The sequence below is a fragment of the Bradyrhizobium sp. B117 genome, assembly GCF_038969555.1.
In the GTDB taxonomy this organism is placed as follows: domain Bacteria; phylum Pseudomonadota; class Alphaproteobacteria; order Rhizobiales; family Xanthobacteraceae; genus Bradyrhizobium.
This window is the reverse complement of the sequence record NZ_CP152414.1, coordinates 6,277,462-6,291,851: the sequence shown is the minus strand read 5'-3', so window position 1 is coordinate 6,291,851 and position 14,390 is coordinate 6,277,462. Positions and strand designations below refer to the sequence as shown.

Here is a 14,390-nt window from a genome sequence, read left to right as displayed (position 1 = left end):
ATCGGTCATTTGAGACATCTGGCATCCCATGACGTACCTCGGAACCTCGCTCCTCGCCGGGTGGGCTAAGCCGAGACCGCTTCGCTTGCGACCTTGCCGCGGCCGGATTTCAGTTCTTTCCGGATCGCGGGGATGATCCTGCTGCCCCACAGTTCGATCTGGCGCAGCATCGTGCGCTGATCGAAATCGCCGAGCTGAGTCTGCAGCGCGATGTGGGTCGGCTTGAGGATGCTGATTTCCTCCAGCATGCGGTCGATCACCTGGTTGACGCTGCCGACGGGCAGATTGCTCCGCATCGTCTCCAGGCTCATGTCGTTCGGCCCGGCTTCTTCCTTGATCAGGTAGCCGTCATCGCTCTGGGCGCGCCGGAACTTCAGGCTTTCGGACAGCCGGCGCTGGAAGCGGGCGTTATCGAGATACGACTGGATCTCGCTGTCATTGTCGCTGGCATAGGCACAGCGCAGGAAGCCGAAATGCGTATCGTCGATGGACCGACCTTCCTTGGCTGCGATCCCCTCGAGGCGTTCGCGCAGGGCCTTGATCGCGTCGAGGCCGTTCAAGAGCGCGGTTACGAACAGGTTATGATTGTCGCGAATGGCGCGGCCGAGCGTCTCGCCGTGGCCGGACGTGACCCAGATCGGCGGCATCGGTTTCTGCACCGTGCGCACCGCGATCGCAGTCGGCGGCATCTTCAGATGCTCGCCGGAATAGGAGAAGATGCGCTCTCGCATGCCGGCGTGGAGCACACCGTAGAATTCGGCGAACAGCGCGTGCGACTGGTCAAGGTCGACGCCAAAGCGGTCGAACTCGAACTTCTGGTAGCCCGAGCCGATGCCGAGATCGAGGCGCCCGTTCGAGACAATGTCGGTAAAGCCGATCTCGCCAAGCAGTCGCGCCGGGTTGTACAGCGGCAGCACGCAGACGGCCGATCCGAGCCGGATCCGCTTGGTCAGGCCGGCGCAATGCGCGACCATCATCAGCGGCGAAGGACACAGGCTGTAATTGTTGAAATGGTGCTCGGCATACCAGGCCGTGTCGAAGCCGGCCTGCTCGGCGGCGACGGTCTGCTCGACGGCGTTGTTGATCACCTGCTGCGAGGTCTGATGATAGCCGCGCTGCTGCGCCAGAATGAATACGCCGAATTCCATCGGTTGCTTCCTCCACCCTATCGCGGTCGCGTTTGCGATCCGCCGCGGTCGCTCTTGCGACGCGTTCTCATGAGGCTATGGCCTTGAGCTTTTTCGAACAATTGGCGTAATCTGAGCATGTCCTTTGCAAAATCTGAAAAGATCGATGAATCGCCTCCAGGCCATGGAATTGTTCGTCAGCGCCGTCCGCGAAGGCAGCTTTTCCGCGGCCGGGCGCCGCGTCGGGCTCTCGCCGGCGTCGGTGTCGCGCTACATCGGCGAGCTCGAGGCACAGCTCGGCGTGCAGCTTTTGAACCGGAGCACGCGCCATCTCGGCTTGACCGATGCCGGCAAGATTTTCTTCCAGCGCACCGAGCAGGTGCTGCACGGCATCGAGGATGCCGAGGCTGCGGCGCTCTCGCTCCAGACCGCGCCGCGCGGAACGCTGCGCGTGCACTCGCGGACGCTGTTCGGCATCAAGGTGCTCTCGCCCCTGATCCCGGGATTTCAAAAGCTCTATCCGGAGCTGAAGGTGGAGCTGCGTCTGTCCGAGCGGCGTCCTCAGCTTCGCGAAGATGAATTCGACGTCGACTTCCAGATCCAGGCGGCGAAAGACCCGGGCCTCATGCAGCGAAGGCTGCTGCGAAGCGAGCGGATCCTCGTGGCCTCACCGGACTATGTCGGCCGGATGCCGAAGTTGCGCGAACCGGAGGACATCACTCGCCATCATTGCCTGACCTATTGGATGGGCCCGGATGATGTGGTGTGGAAGTTCATGCGCAGGAACAATTTGCGCGAGATCGTCGTGCCGTCGTCGCTCAGCAGCAACAACGGCGTGGTGCTGTGCGATCTCGCCGTCACCGGGCACGGTATCGCGCTGCTCGATGACTACACGGTGGCGGAGGAATTGAAGAGCAGGCGCCTGGTCCGTCTGTTGCCCGGCTTCCGGGTGACGAATTCCACCTTCGACGAAGGGATTTATGCGACGTTTCTCCAGAGCAGCTATCTGCCGGAGAAGATCAGGGTGTTCGTGGACTACATGGTGGAGAACGTGCCGAAGCAGATCAAGAGATCGGCGCAGTAGCGGAAGCGTCGGTTCCGTACGGACCAAACCTGTGCGCCGGCAGGCCGCGGACGCCGAGGCCTTCGACCGCGAACAGCCCGCCGGCATCGGGGTGATCGTCACCGAGCGCGTGGCTGCGCGAGATCGACGTCACGTAGAGAATGTCGAGCTCGGCTCCGCCGAAGGCCACGCTGGTCGGATGACGGACCGGCATGTCGATCGTCCGCACCATCGTTCCGTCAGGTGCGAACCGCGCGATCTTGCCGATGCGCACCAGCACCGACCAGAGGCAGCCTTCCGCATCGACGGTTGCACCGTCGCAGCCCGACCCTTGCGCCTCGGTGTCGACGAAGACGCGCTTGTTCGCGAGCGGGTCGTCCCGACTGTAGTCATAGGCCCAGATGATCCGCCTGGCGCTGTCGGCGAGGTAGAAGGTCCGGCCGTCCGGGCTGAAGCACGGTCCGTTGCTGACGGCGAGATCGGTGTCCAGCAGCTGCAGCGCGCCTGATGCGTCCAGGCGATAGAGACCGCCCAGCGGCGCCTCGTCCGGGGCGCGCTCGCTATGCATCGTGCCTGCCAGGAAGCGTCCATGAGGATCGGCCTTGCCGTCGTTCAGCCGCACCTTGGTGTGGTCGAGCCCGATCGAGGGACCTTCGGTCAGCGCGCGCGTGCCGAAATCAAGGTGCGCAAATCCATGGCGCAGCGCCAGCACCGCACGACCGTCGCCTCGCAATGCCAATGAGCCGATTGGCGCGGGCACGCTGAGTTCGTCGGCCGCACCTGTGACGGGATCGAGCGTGTGGATCAGTCCGGCGCGGGAGTCGATCCAGAACAGGCGCTGCCTGCGCTCGTCCCACACCGGGCTCTCGCCGAGCTGGTTCCTGGTCGTGCCGACGCGCGTGATCCGTGCCATGCTCATGGTTCCTCGCACGGGAATCGCCGGGCTTGACCGATCGGTCGGTGAAAACCTAGTTTCGTTCTAGAGACTCGCTGGCTGACGAATGGATTGCGGAATTCATGACTGAACTGTCAACGATGAAGGATGGCGTTGCGAACCAAGCCGAGGCCTCGGACCGCGTGCTGCAGATCCTTGCCGAGGCCGGACGGCTGTTCGCCAGCAAGGGATTCGAGGGAACCTCGATGCGCGACATCGCGCTTGCCTGCGGCATCTCCAAGTCGCTGCTCTATCATCACTTCTCCAACAAGGACGAGATCTACGCGCGCGTCGCGGTCGGCTCGACGCTCGAGCTCTATCTGTTCGTGCGCGATCGCATTCCCGACGGGCCGCCGTCGCAAAAAATCCGCGCTTTCATGGTCGCCACGGCGGAATATTTCCGCCGCTACCGCTGGGCCTGGATCGCCTCGACGACCGCCTTCTGGAACGATCCCGATCGCCAGCGGCACAAGGAACGGCTGACGCGCCGCGACCGCTTCGAGAATTTTCTGCGCGGCCTGATCCAGGAAGCCATCGATGCCGGCGAGATTCGCAAGGTTGATGTTCCCATGACCGGCCGGCTGATCCTGTCCTCGCTCAACTGGATGCATCGCTGGTACAATCCCAACAAGTCCGCGACCCCCGAGCAGATCGCCGACGCCTTCTTCGACATGATCTTCAACGGCCTGCGCAGTGGTGAGCTTGTCGAACTTCCGGCGGCGGAGCCGCCCAAGGCTGGCCGGCGCAAATCGCGCTGACCGGCGGGGCGGCGGCCCGCGCCTCATTCCAGAACGATGTTCTGCGCCTTGATCACCGGTCCCCAGAGCGCGGCATCCTTGGTCAGTTGGGCGTCGAGCCGTTCCGCCGCGCCGGTGTCGACCATCAGGCCGTCGGTATCGAGCTGCTTTGCGATCTCCGGCTTCTGCATTGCGGCGTTCGCGGCCGCGTTCAACCGCGCGATGACGTCGCGCGGCGTGCCGGCGGGCGCGTGCAGCGCGGTCCAGAACGAGGCCGTGAGGTCGGGATGGCCGGATTCGGCCAGCGTCGGTATCTCGGGAAAGCTCGCCATGCGCTTTTCCGAGGACACCGCGAGGATGCGAAGCTGACCGCCCCGAGCGTGCTCGATGACGGCGGCGGGCGTTGCGAAATTGAGATCGCACTCTCCCGACAGCGTCTCCATGATGGAGGCCGGATTGTTGCGATAGGCAACCTCGGTGACGGAAAATCCCATCGACTTGCCCATCATGATCCCGAACAGATGCGTGACGCTGCCCGGGCCTAGCGTCGCGTAGAACAGCGGCTTGTCGCGGCCCTTGGCGTAGGCGACGAAGCTCTTGACGTCGGTGGCTGGCGTGCGCGCATTCACGGTCAGCGACAGCGGTCCGTTGCAGAGCATGGCGACGGAGGCGAAGTCCTCGAGCTTGTAGGGCAGGTTCTTGCGTAGCAGGACGTTCAGCGAAATCGGTCCCGTGCCGCCGGCGAGCAGGACGGATCCGTCCTTCGGCGCGCGCGCCACATATTGCGATCCGACGATGCCGTTGGCGCCGGGCTTGTTGTCGACCAGAACCGGCTGGTCCAGGTTTTCCGCCATCGCCTTTGCGATCGAGCGCATCAGGCTGTCGATCGAACCGCCGGGCGCATAGGGCACGATGATGAAAATTTGCGACGCACGCGCCCTGACGATTGCGGGCGCGCCGAGCGGCGCGGCGAGGGCGCCGGCGATCAGAGCTGTCGCCTGGCGTCGGCTGATCCTGGGCACGGAAATCCTCCTCAAGGTCGTTCTTGCTTGCTGTGAAGCTAGCGGCTGACCGATCGGTCGGTCAATAGGGGCGCAAGAGGATATTGCAAGCAACTGAGGTTGGTGTTATCAGCACGAAAAGCTGACCGATCGGTCAGGCGTCGCGATGCGACCCTAGCAAGACGAACAGAAGCCAGGAGGAAGCCCATGTCAGGAGATATCGTCACCCTAGAAGTGTCTGACAACATCGCGCTGGTGGCGCTGAACCGTCCTCCGGTGAACGCGCTCGATCGCGCCATGCGCGACCGCATCGTGGCGGTGTTCGACGAGATTTCCGAGCGCCAGGACGTCAGGGTCGCGATCCTGACCGGCGCCGGCAAGGTGTTCTGCAGCGGCGCGGATCTGAAGGATCGTCCGGATCCGGCGAAGATCGGCGCGTTTCACAGTCACAACCGGATCACGCGCGAGACCGGCAATTGCATCCGTGAATGTGCCAAGCCCGTCATCGCGGCGATCAACGGCGTTGCGCTCGGCGCGGGTGTCGGCCTGATGGCCTCCTGCGACATCTTCTACGCCTGCGAGGAGGCCGTCTTTGGCATGCCTGAGATCAATGTCGGTCTCGCCGGCGGTGCCGCGATGCTGAACACGATATTCGGTCGCTCGCTGATGCGCCGGATGTTCTTCACCGGCTATCGCGTGCCGGCTGCCGAGCTCTACCGCCTCGGCATCATAGAGGCCTGCACGACCAAGGAAAACCTGATTCCGGAGGCGATGAAGCTTGCACGCGAGATCGCCTCGAAGAGCCCGATCGCGATGGAATACGCCAAGAACGCGGCGAACATGGTCGAGCTGATGCCGCCGCGCGATGCCTATCGCTTCGAGCAGAACATCACCATGGCCCTGTCCAAGACCGAGGACGCCAAGGAGGCGCGCATGGCGTTCCTCGAGAAGCGCGCGCCGGTGTTCAAGGGGCGCTGAGATGCGGCCGGGACAGGGTCTCGACGCGCTGATGTCGCCGCGCTCGATCGCGATCATCGGCGCTTCGCAGGAGGCGACGAAGATCGGCGGGCGGCCGGTCGATCTGTTGCGCCGCCACGGCTATGCGGGCCGGATCTATCCGGTCAATCCCAAGGCTGCGACGGTGCAGGGGCTGCAAGCCTACGGCTCCGTCGCCGACCTGCCGGAAGCGCCCGACCTCGCCATCGTCGCGGTCGATGCGGAACGCGCGGGCGAAGCGGTCGAGCAGTGCGCCGCCCGCGGCGTCCGCAGCGTCGTCGTCTTCTCCTCGGGCTTTGCCGAGCTCGGCGAGCAGGGTCGCGCCATGCAGGACCGGCTGCGCGTCGCCGCCCGGGGCAGCGGCATGCGCCTGCTTGGGCCGAATTGCCTTGGCGCGGTCAGCGTCGCCGAGAGGAGCATCGCGACCTTCTCGATCGTGCTCGAGCACGGCATGCCGGCTGCGGGTTCGCTCGGCATCGTGTCGCAGAGCGGTAATCTCGGCAGCTACACCATGCGCCTTGCCAGCGAGCGCGGCGTCGGCGTCAGCCGCTTCATCACCACCGGCAACGAGTGCGACATCGACATTGCCGATGGCATTGCCTGGATGGCACGTGACCCCACCACCAAGGTGATCCTGTGCTGTCTCGAAGCGTGCCGCGACGCCGGCCGCCTGATCTCCGCGCTGGAGCAGGCGCGTGATGCCGGCAAACCCGTCATCGCCATGAAGATCGGGACGTCGTCGGCAGGCCAGGCCGCCGCGGCCTCGCACACCGGCGCGATGGCGGGATCTGATGCTGTGTTCGACGCGCTGTTTGCCCGTTGCGGCGCGGTGCGGGTGCGCAGCATCGATGAGCTGATCGATCTCGGCCATGCCGCGTCGATCCTGCTGCCGGACCGGCTGCCGAAGGGGCCGGACATCGCGATCCTCACGGCGTCGGGCGGCTTCGGCGTACTGCTTGCGGACGCCGCCCAGTCGGTCGGACTGACGTTGCCGGAGCTCGGCGAGGAGACGCAACGCCAGATTCTGGAGCTGGTGCCCTTTGCGTCGGCCCGCAATCCGGTCGACGCCACCGCGCAGATGTCGAGCCGGCCTGATCTCCTGGAGAAGATCATGACCGCCGTCGTGGCGGACGAACGGACCGACACGGTGATCCTGCCGCTGCCGTTCTCGCTGCATCTGCCGCGCCTGCGCTCCATCTACATGGACAGCTTGCGCAACATGCGCGCGCAATTTCCCCACCGCCCGATCGTCCTGTGCGTGGACGGCCCGGATGATGCGCTGGCCGAGCTGCACGCGCTGGGTTTTCCGACCATCGCGAGCTTCGACGGTTGCTGCGCAACCGTTGCCGCGTTGGTGCGGTTGCAGGCCGCATCGCAACGTTCGCAGGACGCGCCCGCGACAATCGCGCAGGCGAAGCCGCTTCCGGCAGACGCTTTCCGCCATGAGCTTGGCGCCAAGCGGGCGCTTGCCGACGCCGGCGTGCCGGTGCTGGTCGAACATCTCGTGCAGGATGCGGATGCAGCAGTGCGCGCCGCCACCGAGATCGGTTATCCCGTGGTGCTGAAGATCGCCTCGCCCGACCTGCCGCACAAGACGGAGGCCGGCGGCGTTGTGGTGGGCGTCGGTTCGGAAGCCGATGTCCGGCGCGCCTATGCCCAGATGCGCGATCGCGTCGCCACCCGCGCGCCCAAGGCAACGATCGACGGCGTGATCGTGGCGCCGATGGCCAAGGGCGTTGCGGAGCTGATCCTCGGCAGCCGCATCGATCCGGTGTTCGGTCCGGTGGTGATGGTCGGCCTCGGCGGCATCTTTGCGGAGATTCTCCAGGATTCCGCGGTGCAGATGGCTCCGGTCAGCGAGGCGCAGGCGATGGCGATGCTGAAATCGCTCAAGGCATTCGCGGTGCTCGACGGCGCGCGCGGCCGGCCGCGCGCCGACCTCGACGCCGCGGCCCGGGCCGTTGCCGCGCTGTCGCGCTTTGCCGCAGCGCATGCCGACACCGTCGCCGAGATCGACGTCAACCCGCTGCTGCTCCGCACCGAGGGCGAGGGGGCGGTGGCGCTCGACGCGCTGCTGATTCTGACCGGCGCGCGGGCACGGCACTGAATTCAAGACCACAAGAGGCCGCACAAGCCGGCCCAGAGGAAACGCGAAAGGCAGGAGGAAACGGTGAAGAGATCGACGATCACTGCGCTCGGCATGATGGCCTTGCTGTTCACGAATGCGCCCCTGCACGCGCAGGGCATTTCCGGCGATGTCGTCAAGATCGGCATCATGAACGACCAGAACGGTCCCTATGCCGACAATTGCGGCCTTGGTTCGGTCGCGGCGGCCAAGCTCGCGGTCGCCGATTTCGGCGGAACGGTCGGCGGCAAGAAGATCGAGCTCGTGATCGCCGACGACCAGAACAAGCCCGACGTCGGCGTCGCCATCGCCATGCGCTGGGTCGACAATGAGGGCGTCGATGCCATCGTCGGCTGCTCGGCTTCCTCGATCGCGCTTGCGGTGCAGGAGATCATGAAGAACCGCAAGAGGCCCTACATGCTGGCCGGCACGGCGGGCTCGTTCTTCACCAACGACAAATGCTCGCCGATGACCACGCAATGGGTGGTCGATACCTACGCGCAGCCGAAGGCCACAGTGAAGGCGCTGCTCGCGCAGGGCGTCGACAGCTGGTTCTTCCTGACCGTCGACTACGCTTTCGGCAAGGCCTGGCAGACTGACGCGACCAACTTCATCAAGGCCGGCGGCGGCAAGGTGGTCGGCTCGGTGCTGCATCCGCTGAATGCGTCGGATCTCTCCTCGTTCCTGCTGACGGCGCAGGCCAGTGGCGCCAAGGCGATCGCACTCGCCAATTCGGGCTCTGATTTCGCCAATGCGATCAAGCAGGCCCAGGAGTTCGGGTTGACCAAGTCGCAGCTGCTCGTTCCGCTCGGCCTCATGATCAGCCAGACTCACGGGATTGGCCTGAAAGACCTCCAGAACGTGCGGCTGACGACTCCGTTCTACTGGGACATGACGCCGGAGAGCCGGGCCTTTGCCAAGCGCTACGCCGAGGCGACGGGCGGCCAGCTGCTCAACGAGGGCAAGTCGGCCACCTACAGCGCCATCACGCATTATCTGAAGGCGGTCGCCGCCGCGGGCGCCGACGACGGCGAGGCCGTGATGCGGCAGATGAAGAACACGCCGGTCAACGATTTCGAGATGAAGAACGTCAGCATCCGGGCCGACGGCCAGGTGATGCGCCCGCTCTATGTCGCACGGATCAAGACGCCGGCGGAATCCAAATACACCTACGATTATTACGAGATCACCGGCTCGATCGCGCCCGAGGACGCGTGGCGGCCGGCATCGGAGAGCGCCTGCGACCTTCTCAAGTCGCAGTGAGCAATAGGCAGCCGGACAGGCCGGCATGGATGGCGAAAGCGGGAAGCAGGCGATGAGTGTAATTGAAACGGTATCGATGCAAGCCGTCGCAGGCGAGAAACTGACGGGCGAAGCCTATCGCGATGCGATGCATCGCTGGCTGCATGCCAATCTGCCCGCCAGCTTCCGCAGCGACAGCGCTGCGTTCGCGGCGCCCACGTTGCAGCAGTCCGTCGCCTGGGAGGCGGCGATGTACCGCGCCGGCCTCACCGGCATCACCTGGCCGCAGGCCTATGGCGGGCACGGCCGCTCCTTGCGCGAACACCTCATCGCCAATCAGGAGATCGGCCGGCTTGCGATGCCGGAGAGCGTCAACTCGATCGGCAAGGAGCTTGCCGGTCCGATTATCCTGGCCGTCGGCACCGAGGAGCAAAAGCGGCGCTTCCTGCCGGCGATCCTCGAGATGCGCAACATCTGGTGCCAAGGCTTCTCCGAGCCCGAGGCCGGCTCCGACCTTGCGGGCCTGCGGACGCGCGCGACGCGGGATGGCGACGGTTGGCGCATCAACGGCCAGAAGATCTGGACCAGCGGCGCCTATCGCGCCCAGCGCTGCCTGGTGCTCGCGCGCACCGGACCGCTGGAGGACCGCCATCGCGGCCTTGCCATGTTCGCGGTGCCGCTCGATGCCAAGGGCGTACGCGTGCGTACCATCAAATCGATCGACGGCCGCGAGAGCTTTTGCGAGGTGTTCTTCGACGAGGTCGAAGTTGCCCAGACGGATGCGATCGGCGCGCCCGACGAGGGCTGGGCTGCGGCCATCCGCGTACTCGAGATCGAGCGCGCGACCAACCGCATGTATCGCGCTTGGCGATTTGAGAACGAGCTGCGCCATTTGATCGCCGCCAGCAAGACCGATCCGGCGCTGTCGGCGATGGTCGCGGACCGGCACTATGCGGTCCGGCTCGGCGAGGTCGCAGTCGAGATCGAGGTGTTGAAGGCGCATGTCGAGACCGCCGTCGAGGCGCTCGCGAGCGGCGACAAGATCGGGGCGCGCGGCAGTCTTGCGAAGCTGCACTGGAGTGAATCGCATCAGCGCTTCGCTGCGCTCGCGATCGAGCTGCTGTCGCAGGCCTCACTGCCGCAGAACCCGGCGATCAAGGTGGCACGGCGACGCTTCGAGACCATCTATCTCCAGGCGCGTGCCGAGACGATCTACGCCGGCACCACCGAGATTCAGCTCGGTATCATCGCCGACCGGATCCTCCAGCTGTCGCGAGGCAAATAATGGCTGCGCAGGGTCAGGTCGCGGGCCTGCTGCACGATCGCCGCGTCGTGGTGACGGGGGCGGGGGCGGGGATCGGACGTGCAATCGCGCTCGGCATCGCCGCTGCCGGCGCGAAGGTGGTCGTGACCGATCTGCGGCAGGACCGGGCAGAGTCCGCCGCGCGCGACATCAGGGACGTAGGCAAGGAGGCGCTCGCCTGGGCGCTCGATGTGACCGATGCTGCGGCCTGCAGCGAGTTGGCGAAGCGTGTGGACGAGGAGATCGGCCCCGCCGACGTCGTCGTCAACAACGCCGGGATCATCATCCGCGAGCCGATCGACAGTCCGCGCGCTCATGAGAACTGGCGCCAGGTCTTCGACGTCAACGTCAACGGCACCTTCAACGTGGTTCATGCCTTCATCCCCGCGTTGCGCAAGACGCACGGGTCCATCATTAACGTTGCCTCGGTCGCGGCCTTTGGCGGCATGAATGGTGCGCTCGGCTATTCGCCGTCCAAGGGGGCGGTGCGGCTGTTCACGCAGGCACTTGCCCGCGATCTCGCGCCCGACGGCATCCGGGTCAACGCCGTTGCGCCCGGCATCATCGCGACCGAGATGAGCGAAAGTACGCGCGACAATCCGGCGCGGCTCTCCGGCCTGATGGCGCGCACCCCGATGAAGCGCGTAGGGCAGCCCGACGAGATCGCAGGACCCGTGATCTTTCTGGCATCAGCGATGGCATCCTATGTCAACGGCGTCATCCTGCCGGTCGACGGCGGGTATCTCGCCTAGTGAACGATTGTAGTCGAAAGGTTTCTAGAAGAGGACGACGATGAGCATGGCCGAAGGACTTCAGCCCGCCGAGTTCGCGGCAACCGCGGCACGCGCAGTGACCGCATGCGCGGGCCTGGACGTTCGCGAACAGGCGCGCAATCTCGCCGGCGACGGTCTGCTCGGCGTCATCGCGGATGAGGAGGTGGGCGGGCTCGCCCTCCCGCTCGGCTTCGCAGTGCCGGTGATCGCGGCTGCGCATTCGGGATTGCTCGGCTTTCCGCTGCTGGAGACCATTCTCGTCAGCCGGCTGCTCCAGTCGTCGCTGACGCGTCTTGCCGCCGCGATCGTGTCCGGCGAGAAACTGGCGACGATCGCCTGGCAGGGCGAGGCGATCGCCGACCGGGAGGGCGGATTGCTGACGCTGAGCGGCACGATCGCGCGCGCGCCGTGCGCGGCGACCGTCGACCACATCCTGGTACGGATGGGTGGCGGTGCCGCGGCGCTGATCCCGGCCAAGGCCAAAGGCGTCCTGGTGGAGGACGCGGCTGGCCTCGACCTGACGGTGCCGGAGCATGTGGTGCGGCTCGAGAAAGTCGAAGTTCCCATCGGCTCCGTCCTGCCGGTCGGCACATGGGACGGGCTCAACTCCGACGCCAATTTGCTCCGCGCCGCCGCCATCCTGGGATCGGCCGAGGCGTGCCTAGCGCTCGCGCAGGAGCATGCCTCGACGCGCCGCCAGTTCGGTCACGCCTTGTCCTATAATCAGGCGATCCGTCATGCGCTGGCGCGCCAGAAACTCGGATTAGAGAGCATCCGTCATGCGATCACGCGCGGCCTGTCCGAGGGCGGTGGCCCGGTTCAGCGCGACGCGGCGTTCCTGGCTGCGGCGACCTATGGCAGCTCGATCAGCGAAGGCGCGTTGCAGATCCATGGTGGCATGGGCTTCACATGGGACGTGCCGGTGCATCGCCATCTGCGCCGCATCCGCACGCTCCAGGCACAGGGTGATGCCAGCGGCCTGATCAGCGCATTCGGCCGCCGTTACGTGTCGGAAATTGCACCGTTCGCAGAGACGGGAGCGTGAGGAGATAGTCATGACCGAGACCAAGGATCAAACCCTCGCAGGCCGCGTCGCGCTCGTCACCGGCGCCGGCAACGGCATCGGCCGCGCGACCGCGCTCAAGCTCGCCGCGCGCGGCGCGATCGTCGGCGTCAACGACCTGAAGCCGGAGTTCGTGAACGGAACGGTCGATGCGATCAAGACAGCGGGCGGCAACGCGGTTGCCGTCACGCAGGACGTCTCCAGCCGCGACGGCATGCGGCAGGCGGTTCTCGGATTGGCGGAGAGTCAGAGGCGTTTCGACATCCTCGTCAACAACGCGGCGTGGGTGCGCTATCAATCCGTTCCGGACATCGCTCCGGAAACCGTCGATCGCATGCTCAACATCGGCTTCAAGGCGATTATCTGGGGAATTCAGGCCGCCGCGGAGGTCATGGAAGCTGAGCGCGGCGGCGCCATCGTCAACGTCGCCTCGGTGGCCGGCCTGATCTCGGCCAAGAACAGCATCGTCTACAGCGGCATCAAGGCCGGTGTCATGGGCATCACGCGCGCTGCCGCGGCGGAGCTCGGCGCGCGCAACATCCGCGTCAACGCGGTCGCGCCCTCGGCGATTCCGACCGAGGGCACGATGCGCAACCGCAACGCCGAGCTCGATGCGCGCCGGGTCGCGCGGACGCCGCTCGGGCGGCTCGGCACCGTCGACGACATCGCCAAGGCGATCTGCTTCCTCGCCGGCGACGAGAGCGGCTTCATCTCGGCGCAGGTGCTCACCGTCGACGGCGGCATCACCCTGACCAACATTGCTTGACGGGACGATCGCGATGTCCAACCTGACGCCGGAACAGCAGGCGCTGAAGGACGCCTACGTCAAGGCCCGTGGCTATTGGCGGCCCTGGACGGAAGGCCTGTTGCGCCTCGATCCCGAGTTTCTCCAGATCTACGGCAGATATGCGGGCTATGCCGCGGAGAACGGGCCGCTGTCGTCCAAGATGCGGGAGCTGATCTACGTCGCGCTCGACGGCTCGGCAACGCATCTGTTCCGCTCCGGCCTCGCGCTGCATCTCGTTCTTGCGCTTCAGACGGGAGCGTCGGCGCAGGAGATCATCGACGTGCTCCGGCTCGCAACGGCGCAGGGGCTCGACGGCAGCAACGTCGGCATCAATATCCTCGCCGAGGAATTGGCAAGCGCGGGCCTCGCGGTCGATCAGCCCGAGCTGACGGACGAGCAGAGGGCACTCCGGAGTGCCTATATGGCGAAATTCGGAGATTGGCCTGACTTCTGCGAGCAATGGTTACGGCGCGATCCCGGCTATTTCGCCGTCCTGTTGGATCTGCTTGCTGGCGGCCACGCCGAAGGTGGTCTCGACCAGCGCTCGCGATGTCTGATCTCGATCGCATTGAACGCCTGTTTCACGGCGCTCGATCCGCACGGGCTGCGTGTGCAGATCAGGCGCGCCCTGCGGCTCGGCATCGACCAGCGCGAGATCGTGCAGGTTCTCCAGATGACCGCGCATCTCGGCGTGCACGCCTGCGCCGTTGGCGTGCCGGTCCTGATGGAAGCCCTCGACGAGCGCTCCAGGGCCGGCGCAGGAGGAGCGGAATGAAGGGATTGGCGATCCGCAACCAGCGGGCGTTCGCGTCTGGCGCGCTGTTCCTCGCCATTGCGATCTTTTTTTTCGTGGTCGCGCTGCAATACCCCGCCGGCACGGCCGCGAAGATGGGGCCGGGCTATTTCCCGCGCATGCTCGCGATCGTGCTCGCCGCCATCGGCCTCGTCGTGATGCTCGGGGCGATCAAGCCGGGTGCAAGCCGGGAGGCGCTGCGCCAATGGGATCTCAAAGGGCTCGCCTGGATCACCGGATCGGTGGTGCTGTTCGGAGCCCTGCTGTTTCCGCTCGGTCTGGTCGGCGCCTTGTTCGCCCTGATCATGGTGTCGAGCAAAGCCAGTCCCGAATTCACCTGGACGGGCGCGCTGACCAATGCGGCGGTGCTGATCGCGCTGTGCCTGGCCGTCTTCGTCTACGGCCTCGGGCTGCCATTGCCCGTCTGGCCATCCCTTCTCAACTGA

At 65.6% G+C, this 14,390-nt stretch carries 14 protein-coding genes; 11 read left to right on the top strand and 3 right to left on the bottom strand.

All coding sequences use genetic code 11. The features are described from left to right. Positions 1-65: 65 nt before the first annotated feature. A complete protein-coding gene (locus AAFG16_RS30735) occupies positions 66-1,148 on the bottom strand; it encodes an LLM class flavin-dependent oxidoreductase (RefSeq protein WP_283080219.1) in 1,083 nt (360 codons plus the stop codon). Positions 1,149-1,293: 145 nt separating this feature from the next. Between AAFG16_RS30735 and AAFG16_RS30730 the strand changes: the two genes are divergently transcribed. Next, complete coding sequence (locus tag AAFG16_RS30730; protein WP_283080218.1) at positions 1,294-2,211, top strand: LysR family transcriptional regulator; 918 nt, start codon at positions 1,294-1,296, stop codon at positions 2,209-2,211. Here the strand turns inward: AAFG16_RS30730 and AAFG16_RS30725 are convergent. Then, entirely contained in the window at positions 2,192-3,103 is a 912-nt protein-coding gene (locus AAFG16_RS30725) for an SMP-30/gluconolactonase/LRE family protein (RefSeq protein ID WP_283080217.1), read from the bottom strand. The two genes, AAFG16_RS30730 and AAFG16_RS30725, sit on opposite strands and share 20 nt — an antisense overlap. A 104-nt stretch (positions 3,104-3,207) precedes the next feature. Here AAFG16_RS30725 and AAFG16_RS30720 point away from each other — a divergent pair, with 104 nt between their 5' ends. Next, entirely contained in the window at positions 3,208-3,882 is a 675-nt protein-coding gene (locus AAFG16_RS30720; protein WP_342731295.1) for a TetR/AcrR family transcriptional regulator, read from the top strand. A 23-nt stretch (positions 3,883-3,905) separates the two neighbouring features. Here the strand turns inward: AAFG16_RS30720 and AAFG16_RS30715 are convergent, their stop codons facing one another. Then, complete coding sequence (locus AAFG16_RS30715; protein ID WP_342731293.1) at positions 3,906-4,883, bottom strand: tripartite tricarboxylate transporter substrate binding protein; 978 nt, start codon at positions 4,881-4,883, stop codon at positions 3,906-3,908. Between the two features lie 186 nt (positions 4,884-5,069). On the opposite strand from AAFG16_RS30715, the gene AAFG16_RS30710 reads away from it, so the two are divergent. From AAFG16_RS30710 to AAFG16_RS30670, 9 genes are all read left to right on the top strand, one after another. After that, positions 5,070-5,840 (top strand): enoyl-CoA hydratase/isomerase family protein, encoded by a 771-nt coding sequence (locus AAFG16_RS30710; RefSeq protein ID WP_342731291.1) that lies wholly within the window; start codon positions 5,070-5,072, stop codon positions 5,838-5,840. A gap of 1 nt (position 5,841) precedes the next feature. Then, positions 5,842-7,965, top strand: coding sequence for an acetate--CoA ligase family protein (locus AAFG16_RS30705; RefSeq protein WP_342731289.1), 2,124 nt, complete (start codon positions 5,842-5,844; stop codon positions 7,963-7,965). A 63-nt stretch (positions 7,966-8,028) separates the two neighbouring features. Beyond that, positions 8,029-9,246: an ABC transporter substrate-binding protein gene (locus tag AAFG16_RS30700; RefSeq protein WP_342731287.1), complete on the top strand. Its 1,218-nt coding sequence runs from the start codon at positions 8,029-8,031 to the stop codon at positions 9,244-9,246. Positions 9,247-9,298: 52 nt separating this feature from the next. Beyond that, positions 9,299-10,510, top strand: a complete 1,212-nt coding sequence (locus AAFG16_RS30695) for an acyl-CoA dehydrogenase (protein WP_342731285.1) — start codon at positions 9,299-9,301, stop codon at positions 10,508-10,510. Next, entirely contained in the window at positions 10,510-11,280 is a 771-nt protein-coding gene (locus tag AAFG16_RS30690) for an SDR family NAD(P)-dependent oxidoreductase (RefSeq protein ID WP_342731283.1), read from the top strand. Before AAFG16_RS30695 ends, AAFG16_RS30690 begins: the two co-directional genes overlap by 1 nt. Positions 11,281-11,320: 40 nt before the next feature. Next, positions 11,321-12,346, top strand: coding sequence for an acyl-CoA dehydrogenase family protein (locus tag AAFG16_RS30685; protein WP_342731281.1), 1,026 nt, complete (start codon positions 11,321-11,323; stop codon positions 12,344-12,346). A gap of 10 nt (positions 12,347-12,356) precedes the next feature. Next, positions 12,357-13,130, top strand: a complete 774-nt coding sequence (locus tag AAFG16_RS30680; protein WP_342731279.1) for an SDR family oxidoreductase — start codon at positions 12,357-12,359, stop codon at positions 13,128-13,130. A 13-nt stretch (positions 13,131-13,143) separates the two neighbouring features. Beyond that, on the top strand, positions 13,144-13,926 hold the full coding sequence (locus tag AAFG16_RS30675) for a carboxymuconolactone decarboxylase family protein (RefSeq protein WP_342731277.1): 783 nt from the start codon (positions 13,144-13,146) through the stop codon (positions 13,924-13,926). Next, a complete protein-coding gene (locus AAFG16_RS30670) occupies positions 13,923-14,390 on the top strand; it encodes a tripartite tricarboxylate transporter TctB family protein (RefSeq protein WP_342731275.1) in 468 nt (155 codons plus the stop codon). Before AAFG16_RS30675 ends, AAFG16_RS30670 begins: the two co-directional genes overlap by 4 nt.

What these genes read in the sequence shown, in the direction of transcription:
- AAFG16_RS30720 (WP_342731295.1), top strand. Translation starts at nt 3,208, where the DNA reads ATGACTGAACTGTCAACGATGAAGGATGGCGTTGCGAACCAAGCCGAG.
- AAFG16_RS30730 (WP_283080218.1), top strand. Translation starts at nt 1,294, where the DNA reads ATGAATCGCCTCCAGGCCATGGAATTGTTCGTCAGCGCCGTCCGCGAA.
- AAFG16_RS30735 (WP_283080219.1), bottom strand. Translation starts at nt 1,148, where the DNA reads ATGGAATTCGGCGTATTCATTCTGGCGCAGCAGCGCGGCTATCATCAG.
- AAFG16_RS30690 (WP_342731283.1), top strand. Translation starts at nt 10,510, where the DNA reads ATGGCTGCGCAGGGTCAGGTCGCGGGCCTGCTGCACGATCGCCGCGTC.
- AAFG16_RS30695 (WP_342731285.1), top strand. Translation starts at nt 9,299, where the DNA reads ATGAGTGTAATTGAAACGGTATCGATGCAAGCCGTCGCAGGCGAGAAA.
- AAFG16_RS30725 (WP_283080217.1), bottom strand. Translation starts at nt 3,103, where the DNA reads ATGGCACGGATCACGCGCGTCGGCACGACCAGGAACCAGCTCGGCGAG.
- AAFG16_RS30710 (WP_342731291.1), top strand. Translation starts at nt 5,070, where the DNA reads ATGTCAGGAGATATCGTCACCCTAGAAGTGTCTGACAACATCGCGCTG.
- AAFG16_RS30680 (WP_342731279.1), top strand. Translation starts at nt 12,357, where the DNA reads ATGACCGAGACCAAGGATCAAACCCTCGCAGGCCGCGTCGCGCTCGTC.
- AAFG16_RS30685 (WP_342731281.1), top strand. Translation starts at nt 11,321, where the DNA reads ATGAGCATGGCCGAAGGACTTCAGCCCGCCGAGTTCGCGGCAACCGCG.
- AAFG16_RS30670 (WP_342731275.1), top strand. Translation starts at nt 13,923, where the DNA reads ATGAAGGGATTGGCGATCCGCAACCAGCGGGCGTTCGCGTCTGGCGCG.
- AAFG16_RS30705 (WP_342731289.1), top strand. Translation starts at nt 5,842, where the DNA reads ATGCGGCCGGGACAGGGTCTCGACGCGCTGATGTCGCCGCGCTCGATC.
- AAFG16_RS30675 (WP_342731277.1), top strand. Translation starts at nt 13,144, where the DNA reads ATGTCCAACCTGACGCCGGAACAGCAGGCGCTGAAGGACGCCTACGTC.